Raw genomic sequence first — 19,431 nt, 5'->3', positions numbered from 1 at the left:
GGTTCGCTGCTCACATGCCGAATGACAACACCGGTCTCGTTCGATTGCCATCCGCCGAATGAAACCGAATGAAACCGAAGAACCTCGAATTTGAACTGTGTGGTTAATGGCGCGAGACCGCCCTGTCCGGCCCGGCGCAGGCGGCTACGTGGCACTGGTTCGGCCCCTATGGCGCGGTCGAATGCCAGTACCGCGCGCAGCACGGCCGGCCCGCCATCCCCACCGGCAAGCTCATCCTGGACGCACTGGCCGGCATCCGGCTGATCCCGGGCACCGGCCAGTCACCCCCCGACCCACCGACCTCCAACCATCTCCTGGACATCGATCCACGAGACCTCCGCTGAAGAACACTCATATGCGGACCACGGGGCTAGCGGGGATGGCGGTCAAAGCAGCTTGTCGAGGGTGATCGGCAGGTCGCGGACGCGCTTGCCGGTGGCGTGGTGCACGGCGCTCGCGATGGCCCCCGCGACGCCCGTGATGCTCACCTCGCCGATGCCGAGCAGGCCCAGGGGCATGGTCGGGTCGGGATCGTCCAGGTAGTGGATGTCGATCGGCGGGATGTCGGCGTGCACGGGGACGTGGTAGTCGCCCAGCCCCGGGTTCATCACCCGGCCGTTGCGCGGGTCGACCAGCGTCTCCTCCGACAGCGCCATGCCGATCCCCATGACGATGCCGCCCCGGAGCTGGCTGGCCGCCGTCTTCGCGTTGATCACCCGGCCCACGTCGAACACGCCGAGCCAGCGCGACACCCGCACCTCGCCCGTGTCCTGGTCGACGCGCACCTCGCAGAACTGGGCGCCGCTCGCGGCCTTGACCCAGCGCCGCTGGTCGCTGAGGAACTTCGCCATGAACCTGACCTGCCCGGCCACCGCCCCCAGGCCCGATTCAGCCCCGGCCACGCCCTCGACGTACGGCCGGCCCGCCCTGGACAGGATGGTCTCGTAGCTCTCGCCGGCGTCCGGCCGGTCGAGCCGGTAGAGCCCGCCGTCCCTGGCCTCGACCCCGGCGAGCCGCTGCCCGCGCAACGGTGAGTCGCCGGAGCGCCTGGCCAGGCCCAGCACCTCACTCTTCAGCTTCTCGCAGGCCACCAGCAGGCCGGCCGCGATGCTCGCGGTCTGCGCGGAACCGCCCGCCATCGGGCCGGTCGGCAGGTCCGTGTCGCCGTACTCCACCTGGACCGCCTCAAAGGGCACGCCCAACTCGTCGGCGGCGATCTGCGCCTGCGCGGTCGCGCCGCCCATGCCCATCTCCTGGAAGCCGCAGCGCACCACGACCGTGCCGTCGGCCGAGAGCCGCGCGGTGACGTTGGCCGTGAACTGCACCGACGGGTGGTAGGCCGTGGCCACCCCCATGCCGACGAGCCACCTGCCGTCGCGCATCGAGCCGGGCTCCGGCGTGCGCTCGGCCCAGCCGAACCGCTCGGCGCCCAGCGCGTACGCCTCGCGCAGCATCCGGTGCGCGAAGCGCTTGCCGTCGAGCGGGCTGCGCGCGGGCTCGTTGCGCATCCGCAGCTCGATCGGGTCGACGCCGAGCTCACTGGCCAGCTCGTCGACCGCCGCCTCCAGCGCGAACGTGCCGATGGACTCGCCGGGCGCGCGCATGAACGTGTTGGGGATCAGGTCCATCTCGACGAGGTGCTGCTGGAGGAGGATGTTCTCGGCGTCGTAGAGGTGTCCCGAGGCGCGGGTGACCCCCTCGGGGCCGCCGCCCGCCTTCCCGGTCCTGGTGACGCTGGTGTGGATCAGCGCGGTCAGCCTGCCGTCCCGGCCGGCACCGAGTGCGACGCGCTGGGCCGAGGGCGTGCGCCCGCCGACCGTACGGTAGACGCCCTCCCTGGTCAGCATCATCCGCACCGGCCTGCCGGTCGCCCGGGCGGCCAGCGCGGTCAGGATCGTGCCCGGCCAGATCAGGCCCTTGCCGCCGAAGCCGCCGCCGACGTACGGGGAGGTCATGCGGACGTTCCGCTCGGGGATGCCGAACCTGAGCGCGAGGTGCTTGCGCATCCACGCGATGGCCTGGCTGCCCTCGTGGACGGTCAGCCGGTCGCCGTCCCAGACGGCCGTGGTCGCGTGCGGCTCGATCGCGTTGTGGTTGTGGGGCGGGGTGGTGAAGCGCAGGTCCACCGACACCGGTGCCGCCGCCAGCGCCGCCTCCGCGTCGCCCTTCTTGCTGCTGCCCGACCCCAGCATGCTGTTCTTCTGCGGCTTGGCGTTCGCCTGCTCCGCGGCGAAGTCCACCGCGGCCGGGAACTCCTGGTAGGTCACCTCGACCAGGGCCGCGCCGCGCCGCGCCGCCTCCAGGCTCTCCGCGACGACGACCGCCACCGGCTGGCCGTCCCAGTGCACCTCGTCGGTGTTGAGGTAGTTGACCGACGTCGGGGAGACCATCGTGCTCAGGTCGAGCATGCTCTGCGCGGCCGGCGGCTTCAGCACGGGCGCGTTCAGGTGGGTGATCACCGACAGGACGCCCGTCACCGCCTCGGCCGCCTTGATGTCGATGCCGGTGATCCGGCCGCGCGCGACCGTCGCGTGCACCAGGGCGGCGTGGGCGAGGTCCGGGTACGGGAACTCGGCCGCGAACCGGGCCTTGCCCGTCGTCTTCTCCGGGCCGTCGACCCGGTCGATCCCCTGGCCCACGGCCCGTTCGCGCGGCGGGCTCTGCGTCTCGATGGTGGTCATGCCGTCCCCCTGTCGCTGAGCCGCCGCAGTGTCGCCACGATCGTCCGTTGGGCCAGCTCGATCTTGAAGGTGTTGTCCGGCCGGCCGACCGCCGGCTCCAGCTCCGCCTCCGCCGCCCGGCGGAACGACTCCTCGGTGGCCGGGGCGCCGAGCAGCACCGCCTCGGCCTGGCGGGCCCGCCACGGCTTGGCCGCCACCCCGCCGAGCGCCAGCCGTACCTCCGTCACCACCCCGTCCGTGACCTCCAGCGCGGCGGCGACCGACACCAGGGCGAACGCGTACGAGGCCCGGTCGCGCACCTTGCGGTAACAGGAGGGCGCCGTCAGCTCCGGCACCTCGACCGCGGTGATCAGCTCGTCCGGCTCCAGCGCCGTCTCCAGATGCGGGGTGCCGCCGGGCAGCCGGTAGAAGTCGGCCAGCGGCACGCGCCGCAGGCCGCGCACGCTCTCCACCTCGACGATGGCGTCCAGCGCGGCGAGCGCGACGCACATGTCCGAGGGATGTGTGGCGATGCAGTCGTCGCTCACGCCGAGAACGGCGTGGTTGCGGTTGAAGCCGCCGATCGCGTCGCAGCCGCTGCCGGGCTCGCGCTTGTTGCAGGCCGCGGCGCCGTCGTAGAAGTAGGGGCACCGGGTGCGCTGCAGCAGGTTGCCGCCCACGGTGGCCATGTTGCGCAGCTGCGCCGAGGCGCCCGCGAGCAGCGCCTGCGACAGCAGCGGATAGCGGGTCCTGATCAGCCGGTTGGCGGCCAGGTGGCTGTTGCGCACCAGCGCTCCGACGCGCACGCCGCCGCCGGGCAGCTCCTCGATCTCGGTCAAGGGCAGCCGGGTGATGTCGACCACCGTGTCGGGCTGCTCGATGTCCTCGCGCATCAGGTCGACGAGGTTCGTCCCGCCGCCGAGGAATTTCGCGTTGGGCTCCGCCGCGATCACGCGGACGGCCGTCGCCACGTCGGGGGCGCTGACGTACGCGAACGGCTTCATCGCGCCACCTCCTTGATGGCCTCGACGATTCCGTTGTACGCGCCGCAGCGGCACAGGTTGCCGCTCATGCGCTCCCTGATCTCGGCCTCCGACAGCCCGGTGGCTCCACGCTCGGTGTCGGTGACCGCGCTGGGCATCCCCGCCCCGTGCTCGGCCAGCATGCCGATCGCCGAGCAGATCTGGCCGGAGGTGCAGTAACCGCACTGGAAGCCGTCGTGCTCGATGAACGCCTGCTGGAGCGGGTGCGAGACCCCCTCGATGGTGGTGATGTCGCGGTCCTCGTACTGCACCGCGAGAGCCAGGCAGGAGTTGATCCGCTCGCCATCGGCCAGCACCGTGCAGGCACCGCAGGCGCCCTGGTCACAGCCCTTCTTCGTGCCGGTCAGGTCGAGTCGCTCGCGTAGCGCGTCGAGCAGGCTGACCCATGGTTCGATATCGAGCGAGCGAGTTATGCCGTTCACCCGCATACGCAGCGTGACCACATGTCCCTCCGGGTGGGTTCGCGTCATATGGGGTGACGTTAACAGGACGGCGTAATCTTAACAAGAGAACGATGTTTCGTTATCTTGCTCGTATGCTTGGCTCGGAGATGACACGATCGGTATTCGTCCGGGCCAGGCGTCCGGAGCACAAGCAGCAGCGGCGCGAGGCCATCCTCGCCGCCGCGCGGCAGCTTGCCATCGAGGTCGGGGTCCGTAACGTCAGCCTGGGCGGGGTCGCGACGGCGGTCGGGCTGGCGAAATCCAACGTGGTGCGATATTTCGGGACCCGGGAGGAGATCTACCTCGAACTCGCCGTCGAGGAGTGGCTCGCCTGGTCGGACGAGGTCGTCGCCCGGCTCGCCACGGCCGCCTCGCCCGACGACGTGATCGCCGCGCTGGTCGACACGTTGACCGAGCGGACGCTCTTCTGCGACCTGCTGGGCCACGTCTCGATCACGCTGGAGCACAACATCTCGGTCTCGGCGGCCCGCGCCTTCAAGCGCGCCATGATCGGTACGGTCGACGACCTCGGAGCGCGCGTCGCCCTGGCCTACCCCGGCCTGACCACCGGCGAGGGGATCGAGCTGACCGGGGCGGCGGCCGCGCTTGCGGGCGTGCTCTACCCGATGGCGAACCCGCCGCCCGCCCTGCGGGAGCTCTACGCCCAGGACCCGGACATCGCGGCCCGCTGCCTGCCGTTCCAGCCCACCATGAAGCGCATGCTCGCCGCCCTCGCCGTCGGACTGCCCACCCAGCGCTGACCACGCGACCCAGGTCCGCGCCCGACTGTTCGCGCCCGACCGCCGGGCGGTGGCGGTCGGGCGGGTGGGTGGGTGGTCAGGGGGTGGCGAGGGCCTCGGTCGGGGAGAGGCGGGAGGCGCGGACCGCCGGGTAGAGGCCGGCGACGGCGCCGATGGCCAGGGTGGCGGCGAGCCCGCCCGCTGTCGCCCACCCCGGGATCACCGCGGGCCAGCCCTGGTACAGCGCGTACCCCATCGTGACCCCGGTCCCGATGAGCACCCCGCCCGCCCCGCCGAGCGCCGAGAGCAGCAGCGACTCGGCGAGGAACTGCGTGCGGATCTGCCCCCGGGTCGCGCCGAGCGAGCGGCGCAGGCCGATCTCCGAGCGCCGTTCCAGCACCGAGATGACCATGGTGTTGGCCACCCCGACGCCGCCCACGAGCAGCGCGACCGCGCCGACGCCCAGCAGCAGCCCGGTGAACGCCTGGCTGGTCGCCTGCTTGGCGGCCAGCGCGTCGGACGGGCGGGAGACGTCGATCTCGTTGGGCGCCTCCGGATTGGCCGTGCCCGCCAGCACCGAGCGGACCGACTCCAGGCTGGCCTCCTCCGTGCGGGTGTAGAGGGTCGTCGGGTACCCGTCGAAGTCCAGCTCGGCCTCCGCGACGGGCCAGCCGACCAGCACCGCGGTGTCCAGCTCCTCGGCGAGCGGCACCGGGTCGAGTACGCCGACGACCGTGAACCGTTTGCCGCCCACGACCACCTGCGTGTCCGGCCCCGCCGCGCCCACCCCGAGCCGCTGGGCCGCGCTCGACCCGAGCACCGCGGCCGGGTAGCGCTCGGTGGCCGTGTTGAGCCAGGTGCCGCTGCGCAGCGTCGCGCCCACCGTGGCGGGCAGGTCGAGCCGGGCGGCGTAGGTGTTGAGGCCGTTGGTCTGCGCCTTGGGCACCTCCTCCGACCGGTAGGCCTTGGCGTCGCCGACCTTCCCGGCCGCCGAGACGGCCTGGACCGGCCCGATCCGCTCGATCATCGCCTCGGCCTCGACCGGCATCTTGGCCTGCTCGCCCATCAGCGTATGCCCGGAGGAGACGGTGAGCAGGTTGGTGCCGAGAGCCGAGAGCGTACGGTCGAGCTCGGCGCCCGATGAGGACGAGATGCCGACCACGCCGATCATCGCCGCGATGCCGATGGCGATGCCGAGCGCGGACAGGAACGCCCGCAGCGGGCGGGTCCGCAGGCCGACGGCGCCGACCCGCAGCACATCGCCCGGCTTCATCCTGGCCGGAGTCAGCTTCGGCAGTCTCGCGTGCTCGATGACGGCTGCCATCAGGCCACCTTCTCTTCGGCCGCGGAGTCGGAGACGATCTGGCCGTCGCGCATCCGTACCTGCCGGGGCAGGCTCGCGGCGATCTCCCGGTCGTGCGTGATGATCACGATGGTGGTGCCGGCCGCGTTCAGATCGTGCAGCAGGTCCATCACGCCGGTCCCGGAGACGGAGTCCAGCGCGCCGGTCGGCTCGTCGGCCAGGAGCAGCGGGGGATCTCCCGCCACGGCCCTGGCGATGGCCACGCGCTGCCGTTCGCCGCCGGACAGTTCGTGCGGCTCGTGGTCGAGGCGGTGGCCGAGCCCGACCCGCTCCAGCGCGGCCGCGGCCCGCCGCCGCCGTTCGGCCCGCCCGATACCGGTATAGACGAGGCCGTCGGCCACGTTGTCGACCGCCGGGACCTTGGCGGCGAGGTGGAAGTGCTGGAAGACGAAGCCGATGCGGGTCGCCCGCAGCGCGGAGAGCTGGCCGTCCGACAGTTTCGCCACGTCGTACCCGTCGATGCGGACGGTTCCCGAGGTCGGGCGGTCGAGCGTGCCGACGACGTTGAGCATCGTCGACTTGCCCGAGCCCGACGGACCGACGATGGCGACGAGCTCGCCGCGCTCGATTTCCAGGGACACCTTGTCGAGCGCGGTGACCCCGCCGGGATAGGAGCGGGTGACGTCCGTGAGGGAGATCATCGGGGCATCCCGACGCTCATGCCCTCGGCGAGGCCGTCGCCGGAGATCTCGACCCGGCCGCCGGAGAACAGACCAGTCTTCACGCCGACATAGCGGGACTTGCCGCCTTCGACGACCTCCACGCCGTACCCGCCTTCCTGGAGCGCCACGAGCGCGGCGATCGGGACGGTCAGCACGTTCTTGCGCTTCGAGGCCGTGAAGGTCACGTCCACCGCGGCCTTGTCGAGGCCCTTGGCGGCCTTCTGCGTGCCGAGGGAGATGAGCGCCTCGACGCGCGTCTCGGGATCCGCGCCCTGCCCCTCGCCCGGCTCGATGATGGTGGCGACCTCGGTGACCTTGCCGGACACGGTCTTGCCGCCGGGCAGCGTGATCGACGCCTTGGCGCCCTTCTTCGCCACCCGCTGGTCCTCCGTCTCCAGCTTGACCGTGATCACCTTGTCGGTGCCGGTGTAGGAGAGCACCTTCTGGCCCGGCGCGGTGGGCTGGCCGGCCTCGGCCTCCAGGCTGTCCACGCGTACCTTGCCGGCGGCGAAGACGACCCGGCCGAGCTCGACGACGCCCGTCTCGTCGAGGTTCCGGTCCTCCTGCCACTCTCTGACCGCGTCGGCCGTGGAGTCGGTGTACTCGTCGTCCACGGTGAAGCCGTCGTAGCCGAGGGCCTTGAGGTTGCGTTCGAGCTGCTCGACGTCCCTGCCTTCGGTGCCGATCCGCAGGTCGCGGTAGGCGGGCGTCTTGCCGTACATCAGCACCACCGGCTTGGTGTCGAGCCGGTACAGGGACTTGCCCCTGGTGATCGTGTCGCCGCTGTCCGGCAGCCAGGTGACCGTGCCCGGTTTCCTGCTCACCGCCGTCGTGGTCGGGCCGTAGCCGAGATCGCCGTCGGCGTCCAGCGTGTCGAGCAGCGTCTGCCTGGTCACCGTGGTGGTGGCGGGCGGCAGAGCGCTGACCGTCTTGTCCGTCGTACGGTCGCCGCCCAGGAGGCCCAGGCCGTTCACGGCCACGCCGGCCGTACCGATGACGGCTACCGCGACGAGCAGGCCCGCGACCCGCCTGCCGCGACCGCGGCGGCGGCGGGGGCGATCCCCGCCCGCCGCCACCTTGTCGTCGAGGGTGGCCGTGCCCATCAGGAGCCGCCCTGGCCCATCATCCCGGGCATGAACTCCTTGCACTTCTCCTGCGCGGTCTTGAAGTCCGGGTCCTCGCCGGCCGCGCTGTCCATGCGCAGCATGCCGCCGTCAGGGTCGGGGAAGGCCTCGACGCCGTTGTCCCGCATGCACTGGGAGTACTTGCGCATCTGCTCGGCCATCTTGGGGTCCACCTTCCCGCCCGGCCCACCGCCGCTCGGCGCGAATTCCTTGCAGGCCTCCTGGGCCTTCTGCGCCGTCTCCGGGGAGATGCTGTTGTCCATCTTGAGCATGACCCCCTTGCCGGGCTCGGGGTCGTCCATGGGGACGCCGTGCTCGCGCATGCACTGGGCGAACTTGAGCCCCTTCGCCGCCCGGTCCTCGCCGGCCGAGGCGCTGGGGGCGGCGGCCGGTTTGCCGCTGCTCACGGACGCCACGTTGGCGCCGCCTCCCTCGTCCGCGCCGCATCCGGTCAGGGCAAGGGCCAGTGCCAGCGGGATCGCCGCCAGGATGCCTCGTCGCATGTTCTTCTCCTCGTACGGTGGCCGGTCCGTTTCGCCGGCCATGCGAGACGAATGCAATCGGGCGGCGCGTTTCCCCGGCGTTTCCACCGGTGCTAACGCCGAACAAACAACGCATCCGGCACGATCACCCCTGTACATGACAGAAGAGACAGGGGCCGCGATGCGCGTGTTGGTGGTCGAGGACGAGCGCATGCTCGCCGACGCGATAGCCGAGTGGCTGCGTGACGAGACGCACGCGGTCGACACCGCGCACGACGGGGAGGCGGCGCTGCAGCGGCTCGCGGTCAACGACTACGACGTGGTCGTCCTGGACCGCGACCTGCCGCGCGTGCACGGTGACGACGTGTGCAGGGAGCTGGTCGAGTCCGAGTCGACCGCGCGGGTGCTGATGCTCACCGCCGCCGCCGAGATCGGCGACCGGGTGACCGGGCTCTCCCTCGGCGCCGACGACTACCTGTCCAAGCCGTTCGCCTTCCCCGAGCTCGCGGCCCGCGTCCTGGCGCTCGGGCGGCGCTCGCGCCCCGCCGCGCCGCCGGTGCTGCGGCGGGCGGGGATCACCCTCGATCCCGCGCGCCGGGAGGTGTTCAGGAACGGCAGGTACGTGCCGCTGTCGAAGAAGGAGTTCGCCGTGCTGGCCGAGCTGCTGCTCGCCGACGGCGGCGTGGTGTCGGCCGAGCACCTGCTGGAGAAGGCGTGGGACGAGCACGCCGACCCGTTCACCAGCGCGGTGCGCCTGACCATACTCAAGCTGCGCCGCAAACTGGGGGAGCCGTCGGTGGTGGAGACCGTGCCGGGCGTGGGGTATCAGATTCCATGACGGCTCCCACGCTCCGCGGCCGGCTCACCCTGGTGTACGGCACGCTGTTCTTCGTCGCGGGACTGACGCTGCTCGGCGTCACGTACTTGCTGTTCAACCAGCAGCTCCAGCAGAAGACGGTATCCATCATCGTCAGAGGCCAGGGCCCCGGCTCGCTGGAGCGCGACACGGCCATGAACTGGATGAAGCAGCAGGAGACCCTGCTGCGCGGTGCCGCGACCACCTCACTGCTCACCCAGGGAGCGATCGCGCTGGTCGTGGTCGGCGGCGCGGCGTCAGGAGTGGGGTGGGTGGTCGCCGGACGGGTGCTCACGCCGCTCCGCCAGGTGACCGAGACCGCGCGGCGGATCGCCGCCGCGCCGGTCGCCGAGCGTGGCCTGCACGAGCGGATCGCCCTGAACGGCCCGGCGGACGAGGTGAAGGAGCTCGCCGACACCTTCGACACGATGGTCGAACGGCTCGACCACTCCTTCGACGGGCAGCGCAGGTTCGTCGCCAACGCCTCGCACGAGTTGCGCACGCCGCTCACGCTGAACCGGGCGCTGGTCGAGCTGGCCATGCACCGCCGTACGGCCTCGGCCGACGTCAAGCAGCTCGGCGAGAGCCTGCTGGAGATCAACGCCCGGCACGAACGGCTCATCTCCGGACTGCTGCTCCTGGCCCGCGCCGAGCACGAGATCGGTGACCGGTCGCCGGTGGACCTGGCCGATGTGGTGTCCCACGTGGTCGCGCAGGTCACCGCCGAGGCCGAGGAGACGAAGGTCACCCTGCAGGAAGCGGCCGGCCCCGCGCCGACCAGCGGGGACGCGATGCTGCTCGAACGGCTGGTGCACAACCTGGTCGAGAACGGCATCCGGCACAACACCGACGACGGCACCGGCTGGGTGCGGGCCGTCAGCCGCATCGCGCACGACGGCCGCGTCGAGGTGGAGGTCAGCAACACCGGGCCCGTTGTGCCGCCCTACGAGATCCCGGCGCTGTTCAAGCCCTTCCGCCGGCTCGGGCCCGATCGTGTGGTCACGGCGAAGAGCGCGGGGCTGGGGCTGTCCATCGTGCGGTCGATCGCCCTCGCGCACGGCGGCGAGGTCTCGGCCCGTCCCCGCGAAGGCGGCGGCCTGATCGTGACGGCCACCCTGCCGCGCCAGGGCTCGGCCTACCACTAGACCCGGGCCCGCTCACTGGGCACTGCCCGGCGTAGCAGAAGGCGGACTTGCCTCCGATGTGGATGGAGAGCTGGGATTTCCTGAACAACCCGCGCTGGGCGTGAACATTGGCGCGGCGCGTCGGCAAGCGAGCTGACGCGGAACGCGACGTCCATTTCGAACACCGGCAGATCAGCTGAAATTCAGCGAGAAAACGTCATTGGCCAAGGCGCTGGTATTCTGCGCCCCACGGACCCCCTAGGGTCCCTATGATTTTCCTCCAGGGCCCCTATGCATTCCCTAGGCCATGTGCGCGGCTGACCAGCGATGGTACGAAAGCGTTCGTGACCAAGCGAAAAATATTATCCCTGACATCCAGCAGAATTCTCGGCGCGGTCGCGCTCACCGCGAGCCTGGCGACCGCGGCCCCGGCGGGCGCGACACTTGCGCCGGTCTGGGACCACCTGTCCTTTCCCTACGGATACACCGAATCCGTGAAGCAACTCAAGGAACTCAACGATGTCGCCGCGCTGAGCGGCACCCAAGCTTGGGCTGTGGGGCAGGTGCGGATGGAGGGCTGGCCATACCCGCCGCCGGGTGTGGTCTGCCCCGACCTGTTCCGCTGGAACGGTCAGACATGGGTGAACGACCAGCCGGATAACACCTGCCGGGGCGCGCTGACCTCGGTGTCGGCCGCCGCGGCGAACGACGTGTGGGCCACCGGTTCGACCATCGCCTACCACTGGAACGGTACGGCCTGGACCCTCACTCCCTACCCGACCGAACAGAACAACCCTTTCTACCTTGATGACGTCGCCGCGGTGGGCGGCACCGCCTTCGCGGTCGGCAGGTCCTACCAGTCGAGCGGTGAGGTTTCCACGGCGGGCGTGATCCGCTGGGACGGCACCGCCTGGCAGAAGATGAGCCTCCCGCCGCTCGCGGGCAACACCGACCTGAGCGCGGTGCATGCTCTGGCGCCGGACGACGTCTGGGCGGTCGGCACCACCAACCGCTACGGGCCGAGCGCCGATGCGCACACCCTGGTGCTGCACTGGGACGGCCACACCTGGTCCCGGCTGCCGGATCCGCCGAAGCAAGCGCTGGTCGAGACCACCCTGGACGCGGTGGCCGCGCGGCCCGGCGAGGTGTGGGCGGCCGGTCAGCGGACCACCTACGAGGCCAACGGCATTTCGGTCAAGAAGCGCGAGGCGTTCGCCATGCGTTGGAACGGTAGCGAGTGGACGGTGACGCCGACCCCGGCGACCACCGGCTGGTACGGATCCTCCATCACCTCGCTGGCCTGGAAAGGCACCGAGGTGTGGGCCGGAGGCAGCGGGCAGGACGACGACACCGCGCGCAGCGTCGGTGTGCTGCTGCGCTGGAACGGCACCGCCTGGCAGCAGGCGCCGAAACCGCCGCTGCTCGACGACTACCGGATCAAGCAGCTCGGCGCTGTGCCGGGCGGCGTCCTGTGGGCCACCGGCTACGGCACTCGGGAGACCGACGAGCACGCCAAGGGCCAGTTCCTGGCCCGGGTCACCGGCTGAACCTTCTTTGGTCGGACGCCGGGAGCCGCGCCTGCTTTGTGAAGTACGGTTGAGTCAACTTTAGTTCGGTCAAGTATACTTCGACTTATGCGGAAGCCTCAGCATGTGTTCGACCGTGAGCGAGAGTGGGCGGGCCTGGTCTCGTTCGCTTCGGAAGTTGGCCCGGGAGCTCGGCTCGGTGTGGTGAGCGGCCGCCGCCGTCAAGGGAAGAGTTATCTCCTGCAGGCCTTGGCGAGCAGCATGGGCGGCATCTACTTCCCCGCGCTCGAGGTGACGGAGGCGGTGGCGTTGCGCCTCTTCGCGGACGAACTGATCCGATTCACCGGCGCGCCTGTTCCGGCCTTCCGCGATTGGATCGACGCCATCCCCTACCTCTTCGGTGTCGTGCGCGATCGGGCGGCGCCTGTCGTTTTTGACGAGTTTCCGTATCTTGTCAAGGCATCCCCAGAGCTTCCCTCGATCATCCAGCGGGAGTTGGGTCCTGGCGGCTCCGGAGCCGCCAGCACGGCCAGGGTGCTGCTCTGCGGTTCAGCGATGTCGGTGATGGGCGGTTTGTTGTCCGGTACGGCTCCGCTACGCGGACGCGCGGGACTGGAAATGGTCATCAGGCCCTTCGACTACCGCCAGGCCGCCCGCTTTTGGGGGATCAGCGACCCCCATCTGGCGGCCCAGGTCCACGCGGTGGTGGGTGGGACACCGGCCTACCGGAAGGAGTTCGTCCGTGGCGATGTCCCGGCCGGGCCGGCGGATTTCGACGACTGGGTGATCAGATCCGTGTTGAACGCCGAGGTCCCGTTGTTCAGGGAGGCCCGCTACCTGTTGGCGGAAGAGACGGAGATTCGCGACCCGTCGCTCTACCACTCCGTCCTTGCCGCCGTCGCCGACGGCAACACGACGTCAGGGGGAATCGCCGGCTACGTGGGGCGGAAGTCCAACGAGATCGCGCACCCGCTCCGCGTCCTGGAAGACGGCCATCTCCTGGTCAAAGAGCGCGATCTCTTCCGGCCGAACCGCAGCTACTACCGGGTGGCTGAACCGCTCATCACGTTCTATCAGGCGATCATGGTCAGGGAGTGGGCGCGGTTGGAGCGCGGGGACGCGGCGACGGTGTGGCGGGGCAGCAGGGCACGCTTCCTGTCGCAGGTCGTCGGCCCCCATGTCGAGGTGCTCTGCCGTGAGTACGCCCTGCATGCCGATACCGCGGCCGGTGAGGTGGGGAGTGGTGTCGTACCCGATCCCGCCAACCGCACGCAGATCCAGGTCGATGTCGCTGTTCTGGCGCCCGCGGATCACGGACGCCCGCGACGGGTTCTCTCACTGGGCGAGGTCAAGTGGGACAGGGCCATGGGAGCCGAGCATGTGGCCCGGCTCCGGCGCGCGCGCGATCTGCTCACGGCAAAGGGGTACGACACCCGTGACACGGTGCTCACGTGTTATTCGGGCGCCGGATTCACCCGGGGACTCGGCGCCGAACCAGGGAGCGACGTGCACCTGATCACACTTGACGACCTCTACGCTTGATCCTCGAGGGGGCTCCCCAGCTCCGGGATGATCATCGTATCGCTCAGGGGCGCGGGCCGAAGCCCTGGTCGGCGAGCCAGGTGGCGCAGAGGCCCGGCCAGGCGGACGCCGCCGGTTCGTCCTGGGCGAGCCCGAGCCCGTGCCTGCCCTCGGGGAAGACATGCAGCTCGTACGGCGTGCCGACGCGGCCGAGCGCGTCGGCGAAAAGCAGGCTGTTGGCAGCCGGGACCCCTTGATCGGCCGCCGTGTGCCAGAGGAACGCCGGCGGCGTCTCGGCCGTCACGTTGAGGTGCGCGGACAGGGCCGTCGCCTGCTCCTCGGTGCCGTCAGGGCCGAGCAGTTGCCGGCGAGACCCGGAGTGCACGCGCGACCCGGTGAGGTCGATGACCGGGTACCCGAGGATGACGGCATCGGCGCGGTCCCCCTCCTTCGAGGTGGCGAGGGTGGCGGCGAGATGGCCCCCCGCGGAGAACCCCATGACGGCGACCCGCCCGGCCCCCCGCTCCCGGACGACGCGCACCGCCTGGCGCAGGTCGTACAGCGGAGCCGGATGCAGCGGCACGCGCCCCGGCTCGTCCCCGGCCACCCGGTATCGGAGCACGTAGGCGTCGATGCCCAGCGTGACCAGCCAGCGGGCGATGTCCGCGCCCTCGTGGTCGGCCAGCCTGGCGTAACCGCCGCCGGGACACACCACCACCGCGCCCGTGGCCGGGCCGTCCGCGGCGTACAGGGTCAAGCTTGGCGACTCAAGGGTGGCCGGGCCGGGCGGAGTCCCCGGCCAGAGGGGAACGTCGATCATGCCTGGACTCTACTCTCGGGAAAGGTTAGGAAACTTTCCTAAAGTGGTTGACTGAGGCTCGTCAGGCTCGTTGGATGAGCGGTCATGACCCCCCGTATCATCGCGACCGCCGCACTTGTCGCATCCCTGGCCTTACCGCTGCCCGCTGCCGCCGCCCCAGCGACCTTCGCCCACCCCGGAGTCCTGCTCGGCCGGGGCCAGCTCGACTTCATGCGTACCAAGGTCAACGCGGGTGCGCAGCCGTGGAAGTCGGCCTACGACCAGATGATGGGCCACTCGCTGGCCTCGCTCACCCGCGCCGCCAAGCCCCGAGCGGTCGTCGAGTGCGGTCCCTACTCCAACCCCAACAATGGCTGCACCGACGAGCGCCAGGACGCGCTGGCCGCGTACACGATGGCTCTGGCCTGGTACGTCACCAGGGACGGCAAGTACGCCCAGAAGGCCATCGAGATCATGGACGCCTGGTCCGCGGTGATCAAGGACCACACGAACAGCAACGCGCCCCTGCAGACGGGCTGGGCCGGGTCGGTCTGGCCACGGGCCGCCGAGATCATCCGCTACACGTACACGAGCTGGCCGAACGTCGACCGGTTCGCCACGATGCTGCGCACGGTCTACCTGCCGAAGGTCATCAACGGCTCCAACAGCAACGGCAACTGGGAGCTGAGCATGATGGAGGCGGCCGTCGGCATCTCCGTCTTCTTGGAGGACCGGACGAGCTATGACAAGGCGATCACCAAGTTCCGCGGCCGGGTGCCGGCCTACGTTTACCTCAGCAGCGACGGCGCGCTGCCCAAGGGCGCACCCGGCAGCGGCCTCGACACCCGCGACGAGCTCGTCAAGTACTGGCAGGGGCAGACGACCTTCGTGACCGGTCTCACCCAGGAGACCTGCCGCGACTTCACCCACACCGGCTACGGGATCTCGGCCATCTCCCACGTCGCCGAGACCACCAGGATCCAGGGCCAGGACCTCTACCCGGAGGTCGGCGAGCGGCTCAGGCAGGCGCTCGGCTTCCAGTCGAAGTACCAGCTCGGCGCGGCCGTGCCCTCCTGGTTGTGCGGCGGCAGCCTGAACCTGGGCCTCGGCCCGGTCACCGAGGTCGGCTTCAACCAGCTGCACAACCGCCAGGGCATCCCGATGACGAACACCCAGACGCTCACCGAGCAGCAGCGTCCCGCCGGCACCAACCAGCTCTTCGTCGCCTGGGAGACCCTCACCCACGCGGGCGATTAAGCCTTTCCTTAGGTGAGCGTTGACAACGCCGCCGAGCAGGAGTCGGCTGAGGGCCCACCACGAGCGAGGGGGTGTCCGGATGCAGGTTCCAGCGCCGTTGGAGTACGAGCGTGCCACCAGCGTCGACCACGCCATCGGGCTGCTGGAACGGCTCGGCGGCTCGGCACGGCTCATCGCGGGTGGCCACAGCCTGCTCCCGATGATGAAGTTACGGCTCGCCACCCCCGAATATCTGATCGACATCAACGACCTGCACGCCGAGCTCGGCTACATCAGGGTCGAGCCCGGCCAGGTCCGTATCGGCGCGATGACCCGGCATCGCGAGCTGCTGGAGTCGGCCGAGCTGGCCACGACGTTCCCGATCTTCGGTGACGCCGAGCGGGTCATCGCCGACCCGGTCGTCCGCAACCGGGGCACGTTGGGCGGCTCGCTCTGCCAGGCCGACCCGTCGGAGGACCTGTCGGCGGTCTGCACCACGCTGGGCGCGAGCTGCGTGATCCGTAATCGCGAGGGCGAGCGGGTCGTGAGCATGGAGGAGTTCTACCGGGGTCCGTACGAGACCGCGGTCGAGGACGCCGAGATGCTGGTCGAGATCCGCGTACCGATCCGGCCCAACGGGTCCAGCGCGTACGAGAAGGTCGAGCGGCGGGCCGGCGACTGGGCGATCGTGTCGGCGGGCGCGGCCGTGTGGCTGGACGGCGACGTGATCTCCGACGCCCGCGTCGGGCTCGCCGCGGTCGGCCCGAACACGACGGGCATGCCCGCCGTCTCCGACGCCCTGCGCGGCAGTGAGCCCTCCGAGGCGGTCTACGAGCAGGCCGGAGAGCTGGCCGCGCAGCACTGCGACCCGGTCACGGACATGCGCGGCAGCGCTCTGTACAAGCGCCACCTCGCCAAGGAGCTCACCAGGAGGGCGCTGCGCCGCTCCGTCGCCCGGCTCAGAGAAGGGGTGTGACGTGCGCGTATCGATGATCGTGAACGGTGAGGAGGTCACCCGGGAGATCGAGGGGCGCCTGCTCCTGATCCACTTCCTGCGCGACCACCTCGCGCTGACCGGCACCCACTGGGGCTGCGACACCAGCAACTGCGGCACCTGCGTCGTCTGGCTCGACGGCGAGCCGGTCAAGTCGTGCACCGTGCTCGCGGCCATGGCCGGCGGCCACGAGGTGCGTACGGTCGAGGATCTCGAACAGGACGGCAAGCTCGACCCCGTCCAGCAGGGCTTCATGGAGTGCCACGGCCTGCAGTGCGGGTTCTGCACCCCCGGGATGATGATGACGGCCAGGGCGCTGCTCGACCGCAACCCCGACCCCTCCGAGGGCGAGATCCGCGAGGCGATCTCCGGGCAGATCTGCCGGTGCACCGGCTACGCCACCATCGTCCGCTCGGTGCGCTGGGCCGCCGCCCAGGAAGCTCAGGAGGCGACCTCGTGACCAGCACCGAACACCGGCCCGCCGGATTCGTCGACAACGACCAGAAGCCGCTCGGCCACGGCCGGATGCTCCGCAAGGAGGACCCGCGCTTCATCCGCGGCCGGGGCCGCTACGTCGACGACGTGCAACTGCCGTCGATGCTGCACCTGGCGATCCTGCGCTCTCCCGTCGCGCACGCGCGGATCGTGAGCATCGACGTCAGCGCGGCGCAGGCGCACCCGAAGGTCAAGGCGGTCGTCACCGGCGCCGACCTGGCCGCCCAGGGCCTGGCCTGGATGCCCACGCTCTCCAATGACGTGCAGGCCGTCCTGGCCACGGACAAGGTCCGGTTCCAGGGCCAGGAGGTCGCGTTCGTGGTGGCTGAGGACCGCTACTCCGCCCGCGACGCCCTGGAGCTGATCGACGTCGAGTACGACGTGCTCGACCCGGTGATCGACGCCCGCAAGGCGCTCGACCCCGGCGCGCCGGTCATCCGTGACGACCTCGACGGCAAGACCGACAACCACTGCTTCGACTGGGAGACGGGTGACGCGGCGGAGACGGCCGCGATGTTCGACACGGCCGACGTCGTGGTGAGCCAGGACATCGTCTACCCGCGCGTACACCCCGCGCCGATGGAGACCTGCGGCTGCGTGGCCGACTTCGACCGGGTCGAGAGCAGGCTGACCCTGTGGTCGACGACCCAGGCGCCGCACGCTCATCGCACGCTGTACGCGCTGGTCGCCGGGCTGCCCGAGCACAAGATCCGGATCATCTCACCCGACCTCGGCGGCGGTTTCGGGGGCAAGGTCCCGATCTATCCCGGTTATGTCTGCTCGATCGTCGCCTCGATCGTGACCGGCAAACCGGTGAAGTGGATGGAGGACCGCGCCGAGAACCTCACCAGCACCGGCTTCGCCCGTGACTACATCATGCGCGGCGAGATCGCGGCCACCCGCGAGGGCAAGATCCTGGCCATCCGGACGAATGTGCTGGCCGACCACGGCGCGTTCAACGGCGTCGCCGCGCCGACGAAGTACCCGGCGGGCTTCTTCGGGGTGTTCACCGGCAGCTACGACCTGCGGGCCGCCTACTGCAAGATGACCGCCGTCTTCACGAACAAGGCGCCGGGCGGGGTCGCGTACGCCTGCTCGTTCCGTATCACCGAGGCGGTCTACCTGGTCGAGCGGATCGTCGACTGCCTGGCGTACGAGCTGGGGATGGACCCGATCGAGCTGCGGATGAAGAACTTCATCCAGCCCGACCAGTTCCCCTACACGACCAAGACCGGCTGGGTGTACGACTCGGGCGACTACGAGCCCACCATGCGCAAGGCGATGGAGATCGCCGGGTACGACGAGCTGCGCAAGGAGCAGATCGAGCGGCGGGCCCGCGGCGAGCTGATGGGCATCGGCGTCTCCTTCTTCACCGAGGCCGTCGGCGCGGGCCCGCGCAAGGACATGGACATCCTCGGCCTCGGCATGGCCGACGGCTGCGAGCTGCGCGTCCACCCGACGGGCAAGGCGGTCGTCCGGCTGTCGGTACAGAGCCAGGGACAGGGCCACGAGACCACGTTCGCGCAGATCGTGGCCGAGGAGATCGGCATCCCGCCCGCCGACATCGACGTGGTGCACGGCGACACGGACCAGACGCCGTTCGGCCTCGGCACGTACGGCAGCCGCTCGACCCCGGTGTCCGGCGCCGCGGCGGCCCTTGTCGCCCGGAAGGTACGCGACAAGGCGCGCATCATCGCCTCCGGCATGCTGGAGGTGTCGGTCGCGGACCTCGACTGGGACAAGGGCGCCTTCCACGTCAAGGGCGACCCTGCCAAGTCCGTCACGATCCAGGACATCGCGCTCCGCGCGCACGGCGCCGGAGACCTGCCCGAAGGCATCGAGGGCGGCCTGGAGGCGCAGATCTGCTACAACCCCGAGAACCTCACCTACCCGCACGGCGCCTACATCTGCGTCGTCGACATCGACCCGGGCACCGCCCAGGTCAAGGTGCGGCGGTTCATCGCGGTGGACGACTGCGGCACCAGGATCAATCCGATGATCATCGAGGGCCAGGTCCACGGCGGCCTCACCGACGGGGTCGGCATGGCGCTGATGGAGATGATCGCGTTCGACGAGGACGGCAACTGCCTCGGCGGCTCGCTCATGGACTACCTCATCCCGACCTCGCTGGAGGTGCCCGACTGGGAGACGGGCTTCACGGTGACCCCCTCACCGCACCACCCGATCGGCGCCAAGGGCGTCGGCGAATCGGCCACCGTCGGCTCCCCGCCGGCGATCGTCAACGCGGTCGTCGACGCGCTCAAGCCGTACGGCATCCGCCACGCCGACATGCCGCTCACCCCCTCGCGGGTGTGGGACGCCATGCGCGGCGTGCCCACGCCGCCGATCTGACCTCGGAGCCG

At 70.4% G+C, this 19,431-nt stretch carries 17 protein-coding genes; 9 read left to right on the top strand and 8 right to left on the bottom strand.

Translation table 11 applies throughout. The features are described 5' to 3' along the window. Window positions 1-386: 386 nt before the first annotated feature. From AB0B91_RS17770 to AB0B91_RS17760, 3 genes are read right to left on the bottom strand one after another with little or no spacing between them, the layout of a single operon-like run. On the bottom strand, window positions 387-2,681 hold the full coding sequence (locus tag AB0B91_RS17770; protein WP_358320159.1) for a xanthine dehydrogenase family protein molybdopterin-binding subunit: 2,295 nt from the start codon (window positions 2,679-2,681) through the stop codon (window positions 387-389). Beyond that, window positions 2,678-3,664 carry a xanthine dehydrogenase family protein subunit M gene (locus AB0B91_RS17765; protein ID WP_358320157.1) on the bottom strand — a complete coding sequence of 329 codons (987 nt, stop codon included), beginning with the start codon at window positions 3,662-3,664 and terminating at the stop codon, window positions 2,678-2,680. The genes AB0B91_RS17770 and AB0B91_RS17765 overlap by 4 nt, the downstream gene beginning before the upstream one ends. Beyond that, the gene (locus AB0B91_RS17760) at window positions 3,661-4,173 is read right to left on the bottom strand and encodes a 2Fe-2S iron-sulfur cluster-binding protein (protein WP_358320154.1); all 513 of its coding nucleotides are present in this window, start codon (window positions 4,171-4,173) and stop codon (window positions 3,661-3,663) included. Before AB0B91_RS17760 ends, AB0B91_RS17765 begins: the two co-directional genes overlap by 4 nt. Before the next feature lie 80 nt (window positions 4,174-4,253). Here AB0B91_RS17760 and AB0B91_RS17755 point away from each other — a divergent pair, with 80 nt between their 5' ends. After that, window positions 4,254-4,907: a TetR family transcriptional regulator gene (locus AB0B91_RS17755; RefSeq protein WP_358320151.1), complete on the top strand. Its 654-nt coding sequence runs from the start codon at window positions 4,254-4,256 to the stop codon at window positions 4,905-4,907. 76 nt (window positions 4,908-4,983) lie between these two features. Here AB0B91_RS17755 and AB0B91_RS17750 read toward each other — a convergent pair whose 3' ends face one another. Genes AB0B91_RS17750 through AB0B91_RS17735 form a run of 4 tightly spaced genes read right to left on the bottom strand, consistent with a single transcriptional unit; the run spans window position 4,984 to window position 8,538 of the window. Continuing rightward, complete coding sequence (locus AB0B91_RS17750) at window positions 4,984-6,210, bottom strand: ABC transporter permease (RefSeq protein WP_358320149.1); 1,227 nt, start codon at window positions 6,208-6,210, stop codon at window positions 4,984-4,986. Further along, a complete protein-coding gene (locus AB0B91_RS17745) occupies window positions 6,210-6,890 on the bottom strand; it encodes an ABC transporter ATP-binding protein (RefSeq protein ID WP_358320146.1) in 681 nt (226 codons plus the stop codon). Before AB0B91_RS17745 ends, AB0B91_RS17750 begins: the two co-directional genes overlap by 1 nt. Then, entirely contained in the window at window positions 6,887-8,014 is a 1,128-nt protein-coding gene (locus AB0B91_RS17740; RefSeq protein ID WP_358320143.1) for a peptidoglycan-binding protein, read from the bottom strand. Before AB0B91_RS17740 ends, AB0B91_RS17745 begins: the two co-directional genes overlap by 4 nt. Further along, entirely contained in the window at window positions 8,014-8,538 is a 525-nt protein-coding gene (locus AB0B91_RS17735; RefSeq protein WP_358320140.1) for a hypothetical protein, read from the bottom strand. The genes AB0B91_RS17740 and AB0B91_RS17735 overlap by 1 nt, the downstream gene beginning before the upstream one ends. A 160-nt stretch (window positions 8,539-8,698) precedes the next feature. Between AB0B91_RS17735 and AB0B91_RS17730 the strand changes: the two genes are divergently transcribed. The 4 genes from AB0B91_RS17730 (at window position 8,699) to AB0B91_RS17715 (ending at window position 13,565) form a co-directional block, all read left to right on the top strand. Then, window positions 8,699-9,355 carry a response regulator transcription factor gene (locus AB0B91_RS17730; protein ID WP_358320136.1) on the top strand — a complete coding sequence of 219 codons (657 nt, stop codon included), beginning with the start codon at window positions 8,699-8,701 and terminating at the stop codon, window positions 9,353-9,355. Then, entirely contained in the window at window positions 9,352-10,518 is a 1,167-nt protein-coding gene (locus AB0B91_RS17725) for a HAMP domain-containing sensor histidine kinase (RefSeq protein ID WP_358320133.1), read from the top strand. The genes AB0B91_RS17730 and AB0B91_RS17725 overlap by 4 nt, the downstream gene beginning before the upstream one ends. Before the next feature lie 323 nt (window positions 10,519-10,841). Beyond that, on the top strand, window positions 10,842-12,044 hold the full coding sequence (locus tag AB0B91_RS17720) for a hypothetical protein (RefSeq protein ID WP_358320130.1): 1,203 nt from the start codon (window positions 10,842-10,844) through the stop codon (window positions 12,042-12,044). Window positions 12,045-12,272: 228 nt separating this feature from the next. Next, window positions 12,273-13,565 carry an ATP-binding protein gene (locus tag AB0B91_RS17715; RefSeq protein ID WP_358320127.1) on the top strand — a complete coding sequence of 431 codons (1,293 nt, stop codon included), beginning with the start codon at window positions 12,273-12,275 and terminating at the stop codon, window positions 13,563-13,565. 43 nt (window positions 13,566-13,608) lie between these two features. On the opposite strand, the gene AB0B91_RS17710 is transcribed toward AB0B91_RS17715, so the two are convergent. Beyond that, window positions 13,609-14,364, bottom strand: a complete 756-nt coding sequence (locus AB0B91_RS17710) for an alpha/beta hydrolase (protein ID WP_358320124.1) — start codon at window positions 14,362-14,364, stop codon at window positions 13,609-13,611. A gap of 84 nt (window positions 14,365-14,448) precedes the next feature. Between AB0B91_RS17710 and AB0B91_RS17705 the strand changes: the two genes are divergently transcribed. From AB0B91_RS17705 to AB0B91_RS17690, 4 genes are all read left to right on the top strand, one after another. Then, entirely contained in the window at window positions 14,449-15,600 is a 1,152-nt protein-coding gene (locus tag AB0B91_RS17705; RefSeq protein WP_358320121.1) for an alginate lyase family protein, read from the top strand. A gap of 79 nt (window positions 15,601-15,679) precedes the next feature. Continuing rightward, window positions 15,680-16,555 carry a xanthine dehydrogenase family protein subunit M gene (locus AB0B91_RS17700; RefSeq protein ID WP_358320119.1) on the top strand — a complete coding sequence of 292 codons (876 nt, stop codon included), beginning with the start codon at window positions 15,680-15,682 and terminating at the stop codon, window positions 16,553-16,555. A gap of 1 nt (window position 16,556) precedes the next feature. Next, entirely contained in the window at window positions 16,557-17,033 is a 477-nt protein-coding gene (locus AB0B91_RS17695) for a (2Fe-2S)-binding protein (protein ID WP_358020277.1), read from the top strand. Next, on the top strand, window positions 17,030-19,420 hold the full coding sequence (locus tag AB0B91_RS17690) for an aerobic carbon-monoxide dehydrogenase large subunit (protein ID WP_358320116.1): 2,391 nt from the start codon (window positions 17,030-17,032) through the stop codon (window positions 19,418-19,420). The genes AB0B91_RS17695 and AB0B91_RS17690 overlap by 4 nt, the downstream gene beginning before the upstream one ends. The last annotated feature ends 11 nt before the right edge of the window (window positions 19,421-19,431 follow it).

It is taken from the genome of Nonomuraea sp. NPDC049141, assembly GCF_040648415.1.
Taxonomy (GTDB): Bacteria; Actinomycetota; Actinomycetes; order Streptosporangiales; family Streptosporangiaceae; genus Nonomuraea.
The sequence above is the reverse complement of the archived record's forward strand: the minus strand, read 5'-3'. Positions and strand labels throughout refer to the sequence as shown.

Coding starts and splice junctions, on each gene's coding strand:
- AB0B91_RS17730 (WP_358320136.1), top strand. CDS start 8,699: ATGCGCGTGTTGGTGGTCGAGGACGAGCGCATGCTCGCCGACGCGATA.
- AB0B91_RS17705 (WP_358320121.1), top strand. CDS start 14,449: ATGACCCCCCGTATCATCGCGACCGCCGCACTTGTCGCATCCCTGGCC.
- AB0B91_RS17750 (WP_358320149.1), bottom strand. CDS start 6,210: ATGGCAGCCGTCATCGAGCACGCGAGACTGCCGAAGCTGACTCCGGCC.
- AB0B91_RS17745 (WP_358320146.1), bottom strand. CDS start 6,890: ATGATCTCCCTCACGGACGTCACCCGCTCCTATCCCGGCGGGGTCACC.
- AB0B91_RS17735 (WP_358320140.1), bottom strand. CDS start 8,538: ATGCGACGAGGCATCCTGGCGGCGATCCCGCTGGCACTGGCCCTTGCC.
- AB0B91_RS17770 (WP_358320159.1), bottom strand. CDS start 2,681: ATGACCACCATCGAGACGCAGAGCCCGCCGCGCGAACGGGCCGTGGGC.
- AB0B91_RS17700 (WP_358320119.1), top strand. CDS start 15,680: ATGCAGGTTCCAGCGCCGTTGGAGTACGAGCGTGCCACCAGCGTCGAC.
- AB0B91_RS17740 (WP_358320143.1), bottom strand. CDS start 8,014: ATGGGCACGGCCACCCTCGACGACAAGGTGGCGGCGGGCGGGGATCGC.
- AB0B91_RS17765 (WP_358320157.1), bottom strand. CDS start 3,664: ATGAAGCCGTTCGCGTACGTCAGCGCCCCCGACGTGGCGACGGCCGTC.
- AB0B91_RS17725 (WP_358320133.1), top strand. CDS start 9,352: ATGACGGCTCCCACGCTCCGCGGCCGGCTCACCCTGGTGTACGGCACG.
- AB0B91_RS17710 (WP_358320124.1), bottom strand. CDS start 14,364: ATGATCGACGTTCCCCTCTGGCCGGGGACTCCGCCCGGCCCGGCCACC.
- AB0B91_RS17760 (WP_358320154.1), bottom strand. CDS start 4,173: ATGACGCGAACCCACCCGGAGGGACATGTGGTCACGCTGCGTATGCGG.
- AB0B91_RS17755 (WP_358320151.1), top strand. CDS start 4,254: ATGACACGATCGGTATTCGTCCGGGCCAGGCGTCCGGAGCACAAGCAG.